13 protein-coding genes are annotated in these 18,016 nt (G+C 36.8%); 2 read left to right on the top strand and 11 right to left on the bottom strand.

The genetic code is table 11. The annotated features are described in order from the left end of the window. Positions 1–9: 9 nt before the first annotated feature. Complete coding sequence (locus tag ISU02_RS05985; protein ID WP_323985020.1) at positions 10–210, bottom strand: cold-shock protein; 201 nt, start codon at positions 208–210, stop codon at positions 10–12. A gap of 291 nt (positions 211–501) precedes the next feature. On the opposite strand from ISU02_RS05985, the gene ISU02_RS05980 reads away from it, so the two are divergent. Both ISU02_RS05980 and ISU02_RS05975 read left to right on the top strand, forming a co-directional pair. After that, a complete protein-coding gene (locus ISU02_RS05980) occupies positions 502–1,614 on the top strand; it encodes a DEAD/DEAH box helicase (RefSeq protein ID WP_194700896.1) in 1,113 nt (370 codons plus the stop codon). Positions 1,615–1,762: 148 nt separating this feature from the next. Then, entirely contained in the window at positions 1,763–2,182 is a 420-nt protein-coding gene (locus ISU02_RS05975) for a DUF302 domain-containing protein (RefSeq protein WP_194700895.1), read from the top strand. An 81-nt stretch (positions 2,183–2,263) separates the two neighbouring features. On the opposite strand, the gene ISU02_RS05970 is transcribed toward ISU02_RS05975, so the two are convergent. The 10 genes from ISU02_RS05970 to ISU02_RS05925 all read right to left on the bottom strand — a co-directional run bounded on the left by ISU02_RS05970 (position 2,264) and on the right by ISU02_RS05925 (position 17,840). Beyond that, the gene (locus ISU02_RS05970; RefSeq protein ID WP_194700894.1) at positions 2,264–6,658 is read right to left on the bottom strand and encodes a stalk domain-containing protein; all 4,395 of its coding nucleotides are present in this window, start codon (positions 6,656–6,658) and stop codon (positions 2,264–2,266) included. A gap of 38 nt (positions 6,659–6,696) precedes the next feature. Further along, positions 6,697–8,214, bottom strand: a complete 1,518-nt coding sequence (locus ISU02_RS05965; RefSeq protein ID WP_194700893.1) for a hypothetical protein — start codon at positions 8,212–8,214, stop codon at positions 6,697–6,699. Positions 8,215–8,324: 110 nt separating this feature from the next. After that, positions 8,325–8,534: a hypothetical protein gene (locus ISU02_RS05960; RefSeq protein ID WP_194700892.1), complete on the bottom strand. Its 210-nt coding sequence runs from the start codon at positions 8,532–8,534 to the stop codon at positions 8,325–8,327. A gap of 42 nt (positions 8,535–8,576) precedes the next feature. Continuing rightward, entirely contained in the window at positions 8,577–10,097 is a 1,521-nt protein-coding gene (locus ISU02_RS05955) for a hypothetical protein (protein ID WP_194700891.1), read from the bottom strand. A gap of 34 nt (positions 10,098–10,131) precedes the next feature. Beyond that, a complete protein-coding gene (locus tag ISU02_RS05950; RefSeq protein WP_194700890.1) occupies positions 10,132–11,463 on the bottom strand; it encodes an HlyD family type I secretion periplasmic adaptor subunit in 1,332 nt (443 codons plus the stop codon). Positions 11,464–11,466: 3 nt separating this feature from the next. Continuing rightward, positions 11,467–13,599 (bottom strand): type I secretion system permease/ATPase, encoded by a 2,133-nt coding sequence (locus ISU02_RS05945; protein ID WP_194700889.1) that lies wholly within the window; start codon positions 13,597–13,599, stop codon positions 11,467–11,469. Positions 13,600–14,060: 461 nt separating this feature from the next. Next, a complete protein-coding gene (locus ISU02_RS05940) occupies positions 14,061–15,047 on the bottom strand; it encodes a hypothetical protein (RefSeq protein WP_194700888.1) in 987 nt (328 codons plus the stop codon). 603 nt (positions 15,048–15,650) lie between these two features. Continuing rightward, complete coding sequence (locus ISU02_RS05935) at positions 15,651–16,133, bottom strand: M48 family metallopeptidase (RefSeq protein ID WP_194700887.1); 483 nt, start codon at positions 16,131–16,133, stop codon at positions 15,651–15,653. Positions 16,134–16,197: 64 nt separating this feature from the next. Then, a complete protein-coding gene (gene ppk2 / locus ISU02_RS05930; RefSeq protein ID WP_207736203.1) occupies positions 16,198–17,130 on the bottom strand; it encodes a polyphosphate kinase 2 in 933 nt (310 codons plus the stop codon). A gap of 188 nt (positions 17,131–17,318) precedes the next feature. Further along, positions 17,319–17,840 carry a helix-turn-helix domain-containing protein gene (locus ISU02_RS05925; RefSeq protein WP_194700885.1) on the bottom strand — a complete coding sequence of 174 codons (522 nt, stop codon included), beginning with the start codon at positions 17,838–17,840 and terminating at the stop codon, positions 17,319–17,321. Between the last annotated feature and the right edge of the window lie 176 nt (positions 17,841–18,016).

Here is an 18,016-nt window from a genome sequence, read left to right as displayed (position 1 = left end):
CCATTATAATTATCTTGCGATCATAATGTTCTCAGCTTGAGGACCTTTAGGACCTTGAGCAACTTCAAAAGTTACCGCTTGTCCTTCTTCTAATGTTCTAAAACCTTCTGCATTGATTTGAGAGTAATGTGCGAACACATCTCTACCATCTTCTCCTGTAATAAAACCAAAACCTTTATCTGAGTTAAACCATTTTACTGTACCGTTCATCATAACGCGTACCTCCTAATTTTTATTTTCCTTAAATCTTTGCAACAAATAACTTTAATTAGGATCATACTATACAATAAAATACCCAGTTAAATTCTTTACTACTAATTTAAGCAACGATTAATGATATCATGTTAAGCCTGTCTTGTCAAACTATTTCGATATTTTATTAATTTTATTGTGCCATTACTTGTATTATCTGATATAATAATCTGATGTCTCCACAATTGTGACTTTGTTAAAACAATGTTATATTCAGAGACTAATGCTATTTAAAGAAAGAGGTCCAAAGTGTCATTTTATAAACTCGGTGTCAAAGGCGATCTGGTCTACGCCCTATCGACTCAAAATATCATTGATCCCACACCTATACAAGTATTGAGCATCCCCTTAATTCTAAAAGGACATGATCTTATTGCCGAAGCTCAAACGGGAACTGGAAAAACATTAGCCTTCCTGATTCCTATTTTTCAACAAATCAATTTGGAAGATGATCATATACAGGCTTTGGTTGTCGCCCCCACACGCGAGCTCGCCATTCAAATCCGCAGTGTGGCCGATCAACTTTCAGAAATCATACCAGTGAGTGCACTTGCCGCTTATGGCGGGCAAGATGTCCTTGCACAAATTCATAAACTTCAAGGCAGAATTCAACTTGTCATTGGTACACCTGGGAGAGTCCAAGATCATTTGAGGCGTGGCAGCATTGATTTTTCAAAATTAAAAACAGTTATTGTGGACGAAGCCGATCAACTCTTTCACATTGGGTTTAAAAAAGATTTAGCTGAAATCTTTTCCTATGTCCCCGATATACATCAGACACTTTGCTTCTCAGCAACGATTGGCGACACAGTAGATCAGTTCTCAAAGGATTATTTGAAGTCACCCAAAACTGTGGTGGCACCTAAAGCCAAGGTTACACTGGATGCCATTGAACAATTCATTTTAGAAACTTCAGGGAGACGCAAGCTGGATGACTTCGTGGCTTTACTCAAGCAAACCTATCCTCAAAAGGCGATCATTTTCTGTAGAAGTCGCCGTGGTACACACGCCCTATATGAAGCCCTTAAAGAAAAAGGCTATAGCATTGAGCCGCTTCATGGGGATTTAACACAGGCTAAAAGAGAAGTGGTTATGACCGCTTTCCGCAATGATGAGATTCAATATCTTGTGGCGACAGATGTTGCCGCACGCGGACTAGATGTGGACGGTGTCTCACATGTATTCAATTACAACCTGCCAGATGATGCCGAAAACTATGTACATCGAATCGGCAGAACAGGCAGAGCAGGCAATATGGGGGTGGCTTACACAATCCTCACGGAGAAAGACGCTAAGCGGATGGAAGCTGTCGAAGCCTTTATCCAAATGAAAATCAATCGTTTTAGTTTTCAACGTAAATAGCTTCTTATTCGAAAAATATGTGGTATTTTGGCTGATATATATTTTCTATATTATGATGCTTTCATCATCAATTGATGTTCATTTTTTTCTAATATGGGTATACTCCTAAATGACGCATTTAATGTACGGTTATTTATAGGAGGCTCTTATGAATGTCAATTATAAAATGAAATCGCATAAGTCTTTTGAAGATACCATTGAGGATCTTGTGGAGAGTTTAAAAGAACATGAATTCGGTGTCTTATGGACATTTGACTTAAAAGGCAAACTCATTGAGAAGGGAATGGATTATGATAGGCAGTACACCATTCTCGAAGTATGCAATCCAAAACAAGCACGGGATGTTTTAAACGTCAACCATGAAGCGGGGTTCTTCTTACCTTGTAAGATCATCGTCTACGAAAATCATGGAGATGTTTATGTGGGGATGCCTAGACCGACTTCACTGATAGGCTTACTTGGAGATTCTGCTTTAGCATCCGCTGCCGAAACGGTTGAGAGTAATCTAAAAACGGCTATTTTGAAATCTTGCGAGGTTTTTAATGATAAGGATTTGAAACATCAATAGTACGTGGTAGATTGTTTTTTTAGAGAAATTTTAAAGCATCACAATGGCTTATGATTGGGCCGTTGTGATGCTTTTTGGGTTTTAGTTATACGCTGACGCTATTGTTGGGAAAAAATTATTCTCATGATTGTTACTATCAGATTCATTGAAATTCTCCCAAGAAACATATCCGCCCATTGGGAATCCGGACATTTCCTCTATCAGTTGATTGATTTGCGTATTTAAAAGCACATTTGAATTCGAATCAAAAATTCTTTCAATTTGATGTGATGCGCCATTAAACCAAGCACTTACTCTAATTAGATCATCAGAACCATATTTTATGGTTAAGTCACTCCCTTCTCTTTTAAAAGAAATATTATTGGAGTCATCTATAATTTTGATGTCATCTCTATTTTCAAGTAATGAATCATCTTCATAAATCGTATCGTAACCATCATTTATCTCAAACTCATACACATCATTACCCGTTCCACCATTTAACATGTCATTGCCTTTCCCACCAGATAACAAATCATTACCTGCATTTCCATTGAGTATATCATTTCCTCCATAACCTTTTATTTCTTCATCTCCATCATAACCATCAAGGGTTTCATCTGAATCTGTACCCTTGATATGTTTAAGTGCTTCCTCTATATCAGCTGCATTCCATATGGTTTCATGCAAACCATCATCATCATATACCTTAAAATGAATTTCTTCAATTCTATGATTGATATGCTGAATTTCGTTCCCTATAGTAATCTCCTCTGTCACAAAATGTCTATCTACGATTATTTTGTCTTCAGTTCCCTTTATAAGAACCTCTAAGTTTGACATATTGCGTTTCAATTGCACATCTTCAGTGTTCATATCTCCCAATATTATTACATCTTTATTATCAGTGTCCAAATTAGAATCATAAATGATATCAACACCATAATTTTTGTAAAAACAATATTCATCATTACCACTATTGTTAATATCATCTTTACCATTGCCACCCATTAAGATATCATTCCCATATCCACTATAAAACCTATCGTTGCCCTCTCCACCATATAATATGTTATCATCATAGCTACCATGTAATTCATCATCTCCGAAACCACCATACAACTCATCATTACCGCCATCACCACAAATCCAGTCATCGCCTTCATCTCCATAAATAATATCATCTCCAGCATCTCCATATAAGGTGTCTTTTCCAACATTTCCATGTAAAATGTCATTTCCATCACCACCCCATATAGAATCATTACCTACACCGCCATACATAATATCAATACCAGAGTATCCAAATATCTGATCATCACCTTCACCACCATATAAAGTATCATTGCCAAAATCATCAGAAGAGTGATCTCCAAACAAATGATCATTGCCAGCACCACCGAATAAAGTATCGTTGCCAGTACAACCATATAAAGTGTCTTCCCCATTATCCCCATAAAGAATATCATCACCATTGTCTCCCTGTAACAAATCATTGCCGTCTCCACCATGGAGAATATCATTACCGCCCTCTTCAACGCCGTAATTTTCATCGCCGTCTAAATAATCATCACCCTCATATCCATATATTACGTCATTTCCCTGTCCTCCAACTAGGGTATCCCGTCCTTTTCCACCATGGATAAGATCGTTTCCATTGCCACCAAGTATATAAGAGCCTTCATTTCCAGCGTACAAGGTATCATCATCATTATCACCCTGTTGATAATGTCCATCATCCGAATCACGCTTTTTCAACACAGCAGTATTATTTTCGCCATCCCAACTTACGTTTAAATTGAAAATCTTACTTAACACCCCCACATGTGCCATGAGTTTATGATCCTCTGTCCCTACTTCTTGAACCATATCAGGTGCTACGTCCATTTTTTCCTTTATTCCTTTAACTGATGCATCTTCTCCCTCTGGATCAATTATATTATCATCATAATCAATCCAACTAATACTGCCTTTATAGACAATTATGGCTCTCTTTTCTTTGTCATCCCATTGAACAACAGTCCCCGGACAAACTTTATCAGCAAATTCTTTTACAGATACCATCGTATGCCCATTCTTGTTATATGGCGTATATTTAAAATCTAAAACGTCCCCATCAAGCTTAATGTAAACGCTCGGATAATCTAATGGCGTTTTAGTCCCATCCAAATTGACAATACAATAGTCTTTTTCTATTCCAGTCAGTTCTTGAACAGCTGAAAGGTCCTTACTTATATCATATGTCTTCCTTCCAATTTTAAGCTTTTCTATAGGCTTTTTAACATCATCAAAATATGCTTTATTGTCATCTGCATAGTATTTTAAAACCCTTATAGAATCGCTTGTACTATTCTTAAATCTAAAAATCAGGTCTTCACCCTCTTTGTCTATAATTAGATCTTGGATTGATACATTTATGGACAGGGTATCTTCTCCCAAATTTTTATATTTTACACCTTTTACACCACTGTCCGGAAAATCCTCAAATTCTTTTATTGTATCGTTTCCATCGCCTCTTTCATAAATATAAGTATCGTTTCCTTCTTTGCCCTCTAAAGTGTCATCACCTTCACCACCAATTAATATGTCCTCACATATAGCCCCATTTAGGTGATCATTACCCCCTAAACCCCTCAATGTATAGATGGCATGGGGTGTTATAGGTAAAAATAATTTATTATCTGTTTTAGAATCAATAGTTTCTGATTTATATGTACCATAGATTTCTGTCGCAATATTATCATCTTCAACGCGGTCCGCCAATGATTCGCCATCTAACAAGATATCAGATTGAAATTCAGTTAGGAATCCTTTAGTCCCATCTAAGAAATAATCTTTTATAGTGATACTTGAATCCGCATTTGTATAAAGTATTAAGTCATCTTTCACGCGCTTCATACTGTTGAGTTCATCTACAACAATTTCACCCTCTACGCCATTAGGCATCCCCATATTGAACTCAAATTGTTCTTCAATGACATCATCACCATGTGATCCCTTGAAAATATATTTATCACGACCTTTCCCTCCGATTAAATGATCGTCACCCGAACCACCAATTATAGTATCATTTCCCAAGCCACCCACAATCTTGTCTTTTCCATTGGAAATGACCGTTGCATATTTCTTTTTCAAGTCACTGCCTATGAGTATATCGTCTCCACCTTCACCGTAGAGTTCGTTGTCATTTCCACCAACTACGGTGATTTCATTTCTTCTTCCGTTACCATGAACTGTATTCTTTTCAGTGCCATCTGCCACAATGTTATCAAAGCCATAATCTAAAGTCGCATCAATCTCAGTTGGAAGATTTGGTAATATATTTAAATCAAAGCCTTTAAATCGGTCTAATTCAGCAATACCAAGTTCTTTAGACTGTTGTGTTTTCAACCCTAACCCAATAAGCCCGATAAGACCTGAACTTGCCATGGCAATTGGTATCGTCGCAGGAGCAAAGATAGATAGAAAACTCATAATATTTTGAAGTACTTTAATTTGCATCCCATCTTCTTTTGAAATACCGTTTAAATTAATGGCACCAGATAAAGTTTCTATATTATCATTAAGCAGTTTGCGATCACTATCCGTAAAATGGGATGTTACATTAGAAGCTAAATACACTTCAGCACCAACTAAATTATCATCAAGTAGACTTAATAAGCTAGCAGTTTTTTTAATACTCTTACTCAGCACAGTTTTTAAGTCACTGTTAATTGTGTTTAGATTAATTTTTCTTAATCTGGATAGGTATCCTGTAATACTACCACTTATAATCATGTCTTGAAGAATGCTTATGGTTTCATGCGATGTATCCAACTGAGCATCTGGAATGTATGCAAAATCTATGATATGCAGTGGTGTTTCTTTCTTTACGTAAGATATCTCACCTGTTATTTCATCTATTACTTTTTTAGTATCAACTTCTACAGTTTCTCCATTGTTTTTATAAATTCCGACAAGTTTACCCGATGTAGCTTCAAATTTAGCTTCTGCTTCAATAAGTTTGGAGTAAACGTCATCATATAGTGAATTAATTTTGAGTACTGCATCATTCATATTCAGCCAAGTTGTATGCGTCTGTACTTGAATAATTTCTTTGATTATTGTCGACTTTTGATTTTCCGTCTTCGAAATGTCTATTTTTACCAAATGAATTGCATCCATCATTTTATCCACCCTCAAATACCTTACATCAGCATTCATAGTTGTACTATCAGGGCGTATCCAATCTGAGATATTTAATAATTTACATTTTGTTTCATATAAATTAGATAGATAACTGAATTCCGCTTCTAATGTGCGTCCACTATCTTGAATTTTCGCTCTCAAATCTTCTCTGATGTATTTAACGTCATAGACCTTTACGCCTATGCTTTTGTAGGTGTATAGTTTGGGATTAGATGCATTCAATTCTAATTCTTTTTTCAGAATTGAATTTAATCTTTCTAATTCTCCTTCAAGATTTCCTAAAGTTATTTTTTCGCTCGTAACTACCATCTTATTCATCCTCCTATTTTTTTCTAATTCGTCTCTCTTTAATAGATCAATCGTGTTGTTTTAACTCTATCTTCAAACTCTCTTTTAGATAAAGACATTAGAGTTTCAAAATCTCCAAGGGGATTTAAAAAAAATTCTGTCTTCTTCGCTCTCACATCCAAATAATGAAAACCTTCTGTTTCTACTCTTACAATGTACATATTGACATAAATATCCGCAATGCTCTCTGTCATTCCTCTAAAAAAGGTCTCTGTAATCCTATCTCTCTCAAATAAATCGACGACAATCTTCTGTTCAATCTTTGGCAATGTATAAAAGTAAATAAAAAGGTCTGACCGTTGCCAATTTTCTTCATCTTTTGCAACATTGGTATAAAACAAATCTTGTATTCTTGCACTTATCTTTTGAAGTTTAGCATAATCTATTTCTTCATCCTCCTCTAATAAAAGTAGCAAACTTGTGTCATAACAACCATCATATACCTCATTGACTATTTTGCGATTATCATATTTTCGGCTCATATCATAGTGCTTCTTTTCATCACCCATTTCTAAATTATCTTTATTTGGTATGGACATATGCGCAATTTGTCCACCATATCCTTCTTCTTCTATGATTTTATCAATTTCTTCATACATGGCACGTTGCGCCAAAACCGCAAGATATAGATCACCATAATCTGTTGCGGCGAATTTTAGACTGGGATCTGATACTGGATAATAATATTTTGCTCGGCCTTCATTAAAGCTGTATTCAAATAAGGCCGGTTTAAATTCTTGATTGTACTTATTCTTTAAAAAATTGCCCAACCCATTATCATCATAATAGCGAATATAACCACTCATCTTATCCGACATTACACTTGTAAATAATTTTGCGTTGCTATCAATAAGATATTGAATAGGACTTTCAGCATTTTGACTCTCTTCTATTTCCTTAAAGTTAATATTTTCATCAATGACACCATAAAACCTATAAATGTAACCTCTAATTCCTGATTCTTCTTGAATGGTATAATATTCAGACGCAATGTCACTATAAACAAAACTCTCTTCATCTGGACTTGTCATCCAGTAATACATATCAAATGAAGGTATTCGAATCGTCCTTGAAGGATCATCCAGTGCCTCCTCCACACTGAGTTTGCCATCTCTGATTTCTTTAAGCACTGGTAAATAGTATTGATTTTCCGTTTTAAGATAAAAAGGGAAATCTACTTTGGGTTTAAAATAAGCTTCTGTCATTCTATTTGATTTTTCATCAAGAGCCTTTTCGATATCGCTAAAATCTTCGTAATAGAGACTTGGATCGCCATATTCCCAGTTAATATCCTTTGCAAATTTCACTATAGATTCATCTACCTGAGCATCAGCCACGTCTTCCGCATGGTCCACCAATCCGCTGACACCGAAACCTTCACCTGTTGTATACAAAGCGTTTTGGGACTTTGAAACTTGCACGAATTGCCATACTCTTGAGCACATGATAATTACAGCTATTACCATAATGCTTATTCGTAGGATTTTAAAAATATTTTGCTTTTGTTCATCTGTCATGGATACCTCCTATTTTTTTTATATTTCATACTCATTTAATATATGTTTTGATCATTATACTGATTTGAGTATTCATATGTATGTGCTTTCTGTATTTTTAAGATCCTAACTTATAAGTCCAATTTTTGAAGCTCATCTCTCAAATCTTCTCTGACATAATTATTGTCAAAGACATTTACACCTATGCTTTTATAGGTGTAGTTTTTAGGATCTGTTGGATCTAATTCCATCTTTTTTCTTAATAGTTGATCTATAACGTATAAAGCTCCTTCTAATTCTTTTAACTCTTCTAAGCCAACGGTTTTACTTGTATAATTCATTGTTTCCCTCCATTTTATTTATCTTTTTTTGTTTTCTATCTATTAATTAGCGAAAATTGTATCGCTCGTGCAGTTTTTTTCAAACTCATCAATTGTGAATCTCCGTATTTCTTGACCAGATCCTAATACTCTTTGCAAAAAATCACTCTTCTTTGCTCTCACGTCTAAATAATGAAATCCTTCTGTCTCTACTCTTGTGATGTACATATTGACATAAATATCTCCAATACTCTTCGTTTTGTCTCTGAAAAAAGTCTCTGTGATCATATCTCTGTCAAATAGATCAATGACGATCTTGTGTTCGACCTTTGGTAATGTGTAAAAGTAAATAAAAAGGTCTGATCTTTGCCAGATTTCTTGATTGTCAAAGATAGTGGTATAAAATAAATCTTGTATTCTCGCACTGATCTGTTGAAGTTTCGCATAGTCTACTTCTTCACCTTCTTCTAATAGGAGGAGCAAATTCGTGTCATAGCCCCCGTCATATACCTCATTGATAATCGTTCGATTATCGTATTTTTGACTCATATCATAACCTTTTTCAACTTGTATAAAGGTTAAACCTATCGTCCTAGGTATAGATACATGTGCAATCTGCCCACCATAGCCTTCTTCTTCTATGATTTTATCAATCTCTTCATACATGGCACGTTGTGCTAAAACTGTAAGATATAAATCGCCATAGTCTGTTGCAGCAAACTGTAGGCTTGGATCTGATACTGGATAATAATATTGTCCCAGACTTTCCTCAAAACCATATTCAAACAATGCCGGTTTAAAGTCTTGATTGTATTGCCCTTTTAAATACGCCCCCAGTCCATTATCATCGTACATTTTAAGAGAACTCCATGCAAAATCAGATGCAACTCCCATAACTATCCTAGCATTATCATCTATTAGATATTGGATTGGCTCTTCTTCATTTTTGCTTTTATTAATCTGTTCATAATCAATACTTTCATCTATTACAGAAAAAAATCTATGAAAATATCGCTCAATTCCTAATGCTTTCTGTTCTTTAATATATGCCATAGTAATATCACTATTTAAAAAATATTGTTTATTCGGATCAGTCACCCAATAGTATATATCAGAAGAAAGTACACGAATCGTCCTAGCGGGGTCATCCAGTGCCTCCTCCACACTGAGCTTGCCATCTCTGATTTCCTTGAGCACTGGTAAATAATATTGATTCTTTGTTTTAAAGTAGAAAGGGAAATCTACTTTGGGTTTAAAAAAGGCTTCAGTCATTTCATTTGATTTTTCATCAAGTTCTTTTTCGATGTCGCTAAAGTCCTCATAATAAAGACTTGGGTCACCATATTCCCAATTAATATCTTCTGAATATTTAGCTACGGACGCCTCTACCTGAGCATTAGCCACTTCATTCGCATGGTCCACCATCCCGCTAACACCGAAGCCTTCACCTGTTTTGTACGTAGGACTTTTGGATTGTGATGCAGGTGAGGGTTGTGATACTTTTAAGCATATGATGATGACCACTACTACGGTTACGCTTCTTATTATGGTTTTAAATATCTTTTGCCATCTTTCTTTCGTCATGGATACCTCCTATGTTTTTTTATAGTTTTCCACCCTACCTCAGTTCAAAACTCTCCTTAATATAATCTGCCGCTGGCAGGAAGAACTCTATGATGCGACGTTTCCCTGTCTTGACTTCTATCTTCGTGGTCATCCCTGAACTTAAGTGCATTTCTTTGCCATTGATAGCCATGAACTCTTTATACGGTTTCACTTTGATCTTATAATAGTAGCCGATGTTTTCGTCTTGGAAAGCATCTGGACTGATGAAGATGATTTCGCCTTCTATGACGCCATACCTTTGAAAGGGAAAGGTATCCACTTTGATGTCTACCTTCTGCCCCACTTCGATAAATCCAATATCCACATTGGCAACATTGCCCTCTATGATGAGTGGGGTGTCACTTGGCACTATGGTCATTATCGGATTAGATGCCGTGATTACACTGCCGATGGTATTTGAACCCAAGCCATTGATTTGTCCGCTCACTGGTGAAACGATGGTATGCATTTCCTCTATATTTTTGGCTTTATTCATCACACCCTCTGCTTCAAAAATCTCTTTCTCCTTTTGAACAATCAAGTTGAGGAGTGATTCTCTATATGCCTTTTCTTCGTTGTAGATGCTGGCTTCACTTTGCTTGATTTTATCAAGAGTACTCTCTGTGGTATGAATCAAGCTTTGAAGTTGTTGCTTGGTCATATCCAGTTCGTCCACTTTGGCTTGATAATCGTAAGAAGAGGTCCCGCCTGTTTCAAAAAGTGCTTTTAAATCCTTAACTTCCCTCTCCAAGATGACGATTTTCTTTTCTGTTATGTTGTAATTGGAAATCGAAACATTGTAATCACTTTCCGCTGAGGCTTGCTGCATTTTTAAAATTTGAATTCGACTCTCTAGGCTACTGAGTGATTGCATTCTAAACTCAACAAAGTGGTTGATGAATGTGCTGTCCTGATTCGATAAAGTCGCCTCTATAGGAATCTGATTTGGCATTACACCCTCTAGTTCCTTTTCAAGGATCATTTTCTCAAGTTTTAAATTCTCATATTCTTGTAAGGAGATTCTTTCATCTATGTTGGACATGGTATTGTCCAGTGCTACTAAAACCTGTCCCTTCTCTACTTGCTCTCCGTCCTCCACAGGCATACTGATGATCACGCCACTTTCTGGTGTTTGGATGACCTTTACTTTGCCATCTGGGATCACCCTGCCTGTGGCGATGGCCACTTCATCCACTTGCCCAAGAATCGACCAGATGATCCCGATTATGATGATTAAAAAGATAATCCATATGGTCATCCAACCTATGGGTGACGGTGGCGTTTCTATAATTTCAAGTGCTGAGGGCAAAAATGCCTTTTGGAGTTGATCTTCTCTCTTTTTCATGGATTACCCCCTCCTTTCATCGTTTGATTGTTGATTAAAGAGATAATGGTATAGCCCTTTTCGAGTTAATAGATTCTGATGCGTACCCATCTCCACGATTTTACCTTTCTCTACCACCATGATGCCATCCGCACCTTGAATCGTCGAAAGCCTATGTGCTATGATGAGCACCGTCCGACCTTGACAGATCTTAGAAAGATTCTTTTGAATAATGCGCTCGGATTCATAATCTAGTGCAGAAGTCGCCTCATCGAAAATCAGTATCCTCGGATTTGTTAAAAGTGCTCTGGCAATGGCGATGCGCTGACGTTGACCACCAGAGAGTGCCGTACCTTTTTCGCCCACTTGTGTATCATAGCCCTCTTGAAGTTCAAGTATAAACTCGTGCGCACCTGCCACCTGAGCCACTTCCATGATAGATTCCATAGATGCCGTGGGATGATGTATGCAGATATTGTCTTTAACCGTTCCTGAGAACAAGAAATTTTCTTGCAAAACCACGCCGATTTGTCGTCTCAGCCATGAGGGATCTGCCATGGAAATATCCACGCCATCGATGAGAATTTTACCTTTCTCGGGCAAGTACAGTCTTTGTACAAGCTTTGAAAGTGTGCTCTTACCCGACCCACTTCTGCCGACAATGCCCACTGTGGTGCCCGCTTTTATGTTCACGGATAGATCTCTTATAATTTCTTGTCCATCAATTCGATATCTAAAAGTCACATTTTGAAAGCTGATATCACCGATAATCGCTGGTAATTTGACTTTCTGCCCATCTGTACTGGGTTCTGGTTTCGTGTTAAAGATATCGCCTAGGCGTTCTATTGAAACGCTGGTCTGCTGAAAGTCCTGCCACATCTGTACGATGCGTAGGATTGGGCCGCTGACCCTGCCTGAAAGCATTCTAAATGCAATTAATTGACCGATACTGATGGTATTACTCATCACCAGATGTGCACCTGTCCAGAGGATGGCTAAATCCATGCCTCTTTGAATAAACTGTCCGATCGCCCCTGCGTTTCCCGCTAGGATTGCCGTTTTAAAAGAAGCTGTGGTGAATTGGGAGATTTTATCTTCCCATCTTTTTTGAGATAGAGGTTCAAGGGCAAATGATTTAATCGTTTGAACCCCTGAAACAGCTTCCACTAAAAAGGACTGAGACTCAGCCCCATATGTAAACTTGTCTTCAAGCCTTGCTTTAAACATGGGCGTTACAATGATGGATAATAATATGAATAGGGGTAATGTCAGTAAGACGATCTTCGTCAGCGTGGCACTGTATAGCCACATCACAAAGAGGTATACGGCGATAAACATCACATCCAGTACACTGGACAGGGGAGCCCCTGTGAGAAACCGCCTGATGTTTTCCACTTCTCTAACGCGTGCGATGGTATCCCCAACCCGTCTACTTTCAAAGTATTTGAGGGGCAATCTAAAGAGATGATTGAATAACCGCGCACTTAAAATGACGTCAATCCTATTGGTGGAATGCGTGAACACGTAATTCTTGGCGATTCCCAGCACCATTTCAAAAAAGGCGATGAGCAAGAGTCCAATCATCAACACGTTCAGTGTGGAGAAGCTCTTATGCATCAATACTTTATCGATGATTACCTGAGTCACTAATGGTGCACCCAGTCCAAGCAGTTGAAGGGTAAAAGCACCTATGAGCACTTCAGCGAAAGATTTTTTGAATTTGATAATGGTGGGAATAAACCATTTAAGTCCAAAGACCACATCTCTATTTAAAAATTTACGATCTGCCACGAGAAGGGCTTTGCCCGTTATTTCCGAAAGGAATTGCTCTTTTAACATAACTTTAGGCATCGGATGATCTGGATCTAAATATAAGACCTTGTCATCTCTGAATTGAGCTAAAACCACATAAGTGCCATCGTTAAACTGTATGAGTGCAGGCAGGGGAATTTTTTCGATATGAGACTTGTTATAGTTGTGAAATTTGGCTTTTAAGCCATATTGTTTAGAAATGCGCAACAGCGTTTGATCTGACAATTCACCTTCAAGGGCAAATTGATGTACGATTTGATCATAGTCCATATAGATATTGTTAAGTCCAGCCACTACAATGAGGCTTTTTAGGGTCTTTAAAACAGGTTCTTGTTGAGTTTCCATTGGCTTTAAGTTCCTTTCAAATAGTGTCTTATAACATTACACTTATTCCAAAATGCCAACGAAAAACAGAGCTCATCGGGCTATGTAGACTTTATAATATAAGTCTACATAGCCCGATGAACTCATATAATATAATGTGTCCTATAATCCAAATAAGTTTTCGTATAACGTATGTATGGTCAGTACATCTAAAGTCATTTTCGCGTGAGTTGTCTCTATCTTGTTCTATATCCTAATCCTATGCTTCAGTTAAATGACACCATCGGGTTGAGGCATGCTCTACTTTTAACTTTTGATCTCCTAACAATATTGGAATAAATATAATAATTATATGTAATATATTATAGGACAAAAGTCTCGTTGTCAACATCTTCCATTTGTACTTAATTTTTTACAAAAAATATGGACACCCCTAGGTGTCCATATTTCAACCTACTTCTATATTCAGTTTTTAATTTTAATTATTTAACTTCCATAGTCCCAGTTACAGTTGAATCATCTGTAATGATTGCTGAATCCATATATTCTTTAAGCTCATAGTAGATGTTTCCTTCTACTGTTGCTTTAGAAACTTGGAATCCATTAGCTTGTACATAAATATCACCAACAAATGTGCCACCTTGGAACTTAAAGTTTTCGCTTTGTACAGTCATTTTAGGCGCAGTGATTGTAAAAGAAGCTGTGATATTATGATCGGCATCTTGAGTATAAGGCGCTAATTTTCTAGCAATTTTTTCTTTGTTCGTGAATTCGCCGAAAACTACTAAATCTTCAGTTAAAGTGATGTCATTTAATGTTGCTGCAATCCAAGTACCATTTGCGCTTAATGCATTTACAAGTGCTGGTCCGTCTGTTACGATTGATGCAGTTGTTACAGCATCTGTCGCTTCTGCAACTTCTTGTTTCCCTTCAACAACACTGTCTTCTGTGATCACAGCCGAGTCCATGTACTCTTGAGAAGCATAGTAGATATTGCCTTTTACAGTTGCCATAGAAACTTGGAATCCATTCGCTTCTACATAGATATCACCAACAAATATACCACCTTGGAACTTGAAGTTTTCACTTTTTACGATCATTTTAGGTGCAGTGATTGTAAAAGAAGCTGTGATGTTGTGATCTGCGTCTTGAGTATATGGCGCTAATTTTCTAGCAATTTTATCTTTGTTTGTAAATTCGCCTTCAACCACAAGATCTTCAGTTAAAGTGATATCGTTTAAAGTTGCCGCAATCCACGCACCGTTTGCACTTAATGCATTAACAAGTGCTGGTCCTTCTGTTACAATTGATGCTGTTGTTACAGCATCTGTTGGTTCAGCTGCAGCAGGTTCAGTGCTCTCTGGTGTTGTTTCAGCAGGTGCAGTTGGCGTTTCCTCTTTTTTCGCACAACCAGCAAACATTGATACCAATAGTGTTAATACAACTACTAATCCAATATACTTTTTCATTTTAATTACCCCTTTATCTTTCTTGTTTTCTATTTGTGTTAAATATATAACACTCAAATAATTATACCACAATTCCTACGGTTTTGCTAGGTTTTTTTAAAGATCTATTCTAAGAATTTACAAAAATACATTTTAATTGAATTTTCTGAAAGTGTTCCAATTACAGTTTTCTTGTTATTAGGACTTTATGTTCATGCTCTTTTAAACTTATAAATGGCTACTTTTTTAATGTTCCACTTAAACGCTCCACAAAACGGAATTGTTCTTCACTATTTACCCCTGAATGCATTTAATCAAACATTTTGCCATCAGAGCTTACCTACGTACCCAATTACACTTTTCTCTCAATTCACGCATTTTGACCTCAAATCACACATTTCTCGATACTGCATATACTGCATATAACTAAATAACTGCTCATATCATTTTAGTACATCGAATAGATACACAGTAGATATTTTGTTTTGGTCATTGAAAGATACTTATAACGGAAAAAAAGGCATACATTATCGTATACCTATTTTCCATGGATCGTTTATTATCAATAGACATTCTGAATCATTTGCAGTTGATTATTAAGTTTCTGTGGATTATTGAGGGCGTTTATGTCCGCGTTTTTTCAGTGCCAAGTATCGGCATAATCTGTTTATAGTTTGGACAATACTTGCCGACCAATCGCCAAAAGGAGCGATCATGATTTAGATGAACTGTGTGACAGAGTTCATGCACAATGACATAATCGATGACCTCAGGTTGAAACATCGCCAGCTGCCAATGAAACGTGAGGTGCTTTGCATTATTACAACTCCCCCACCTTTGAGGATGGGTTTCAATCGAAAAACCTTTATATTTTACTTTCATTAGCGACTGATAAAACTTCAATCTCTTATTGAGTAGTTTTGTAAGAGATCTCGTGTAAAATTGTTTAAGCAACTGTTCAATGGCATCATCTTGAGGCATTGCGATCTCCAGTATAAATCTTTCACCATCGAATTCTATTTTTTTACTTGATATGTCATCCTCAATACGTATATGAATAGGATAGAGTTGACCTAAATAATAACATTTTTTTTCGGTTTCTTTCATGTCCCTGTTCCTTTTTTTGACTTCCTAACATTATACCTTGAAAAGTCAACTTTGGAAATAAGAACTACCTTTTTTTGCGTTTTCGATCTTTCTTTGTTGGTCTTTTTCTTTTAGAGGTCTCACTTTGAATTTTAGCATTCTCCCCTTGCACCTCATCTTTCTTGCCGTCTTTCTTGCCATCTTTCTTTGCCTCTTTTTCCTTCATGGATTTTGCAATTTCACTTGCTACATCGGGCACATAAGTTTGAGAATCAATTGGAGGTCTCATGTAACCTGTATTTTCCTGTCGTTCTGGCAATTCCAGTTTCTTATGCGCCACTTCTTCATAAGGTATATGCGACAACAAATGTGAGATGCAATTAATACGTGCATTTCTTTTAATATCTGAATCAATAACATACCAAGGTGAAGATTCCGTATCCGTATATTGGAACATGACGTCTTTTGCCTTTGAATACTCAACCCATTTGGAGCGTGCCTCTAAATCCATATCACTTAGTTTCCATTGTTTAGTTGGATCATTTATCCGCGCTTGGAATCTCGCTTCTTGCTCATCATCGCTCACAGAAAACCAATATTTGATGATGATGATCCCAGATCGAATCAATTGGTTTTCAAATTCAGGCACAGACTTTAAAAATTCCCAGTATTGATCATCTGAACAGAATCCCATAACGCGTTCTACTCCAGCTCTATTATACCAGCTTCTGTCGAAGAGAACCATTTCACCAGCACTTGGCAGGTGTGCAACATAGCGCTGAAAATACCATTGTGTGCTTTCTTTTTCAGTTGGTTTAGGGAGAGCAACCACTCTACAAGTCCTAGGATTTAAACACTCCGTAATGCGCTTTATAGCACCGCCCTTGCCAGCCGCATCTCTCCCTTCAAAAATGACGACAACCTTCAAGCCCTCATGAACAATCCACTCCTGTAATTTGACAAGTTCCACTTGAAGTCTTGCAAGCTCTTTTTCATACGCATCTTTTTTTAACTTCATCATGCGCCTCCTTTATCGTTGTTGAACTATATATACCACAAAAAAAGTCATTCTAACATAGACATCTTTTATAAATTCAATTTAAGGAACATCTCTTATTATGATATCGTCCTTTTTTATATTTAGCATGCTTTTATTTATATGTGGCATGCCCTATCCATCGAGCCCTTTAGATTAAAATCTTGCGCTTACTTATAAACTTTCACTGCAACGGATTTAAAAACTGCAAAAAGAGTAGATCCCTTCTTGATTTCAAGCGCTTTCAGAGATGTTTTTGTGATTTCTGCCACCAGCTGAATGCCAATATCCAAAATGACCTTGACACTTAAATCCCCTTCTATAACTTCAAGGACTTCTCCTTTTAATTGATTGCGTGCACTACACTTAAATGTCCCCGTGCTCAAAATGACGTCCTCAGGTTTTATGGCGATCTTAACCGTACCCTCATGTGCTGTGATCACATGAATTTTGACTTGATCCACTAGAACATTGGTTTCCTGATCTTCAACGATAACCTCACCAGTATATATATTTTCCGACCCCTTGACTTTAAGCAGATAATAATCAAATTGCGATTGTGATATTCGAAGACTTTTACCGATCCGATGTGCTTCAAGTTCGCCACGCTTAATAATTTCATAAATTGTATTCTTTTTGAGTTTAAGAATGCTTGCAATTTCTTCTGGTGTGTATAAGATATCTGAATTCATGTTTTCCTCCGATATAAATGTTTTTGCGTTGAAAAAGCTTTATATTGCTTTTCATTATATAAAACTTTATAATGAAAGACAATGATATCATTTCATAATGAACAATAAATAACAATACAGAACAATTGGTAATTTTTATCTAACTATGGATCTACAACCATTAATCCTCAGGAGGC

Origin of the sequence: Fusibacter ferrireducens (assembly GCF_015352425.1) — a bacterium.
Lineage (GTDB): Bacteria > Bacillota > Clostridia > Peptostreptococcales > Acidaminobacteraceae > Fusibacter_A > Fusibacter_A ferrireducens.
The sequence above is the reverse complement of the archived record's forward strand: the minus strand, read 5'-3'. Positions and strand labels throughout refer to the sequence as shown.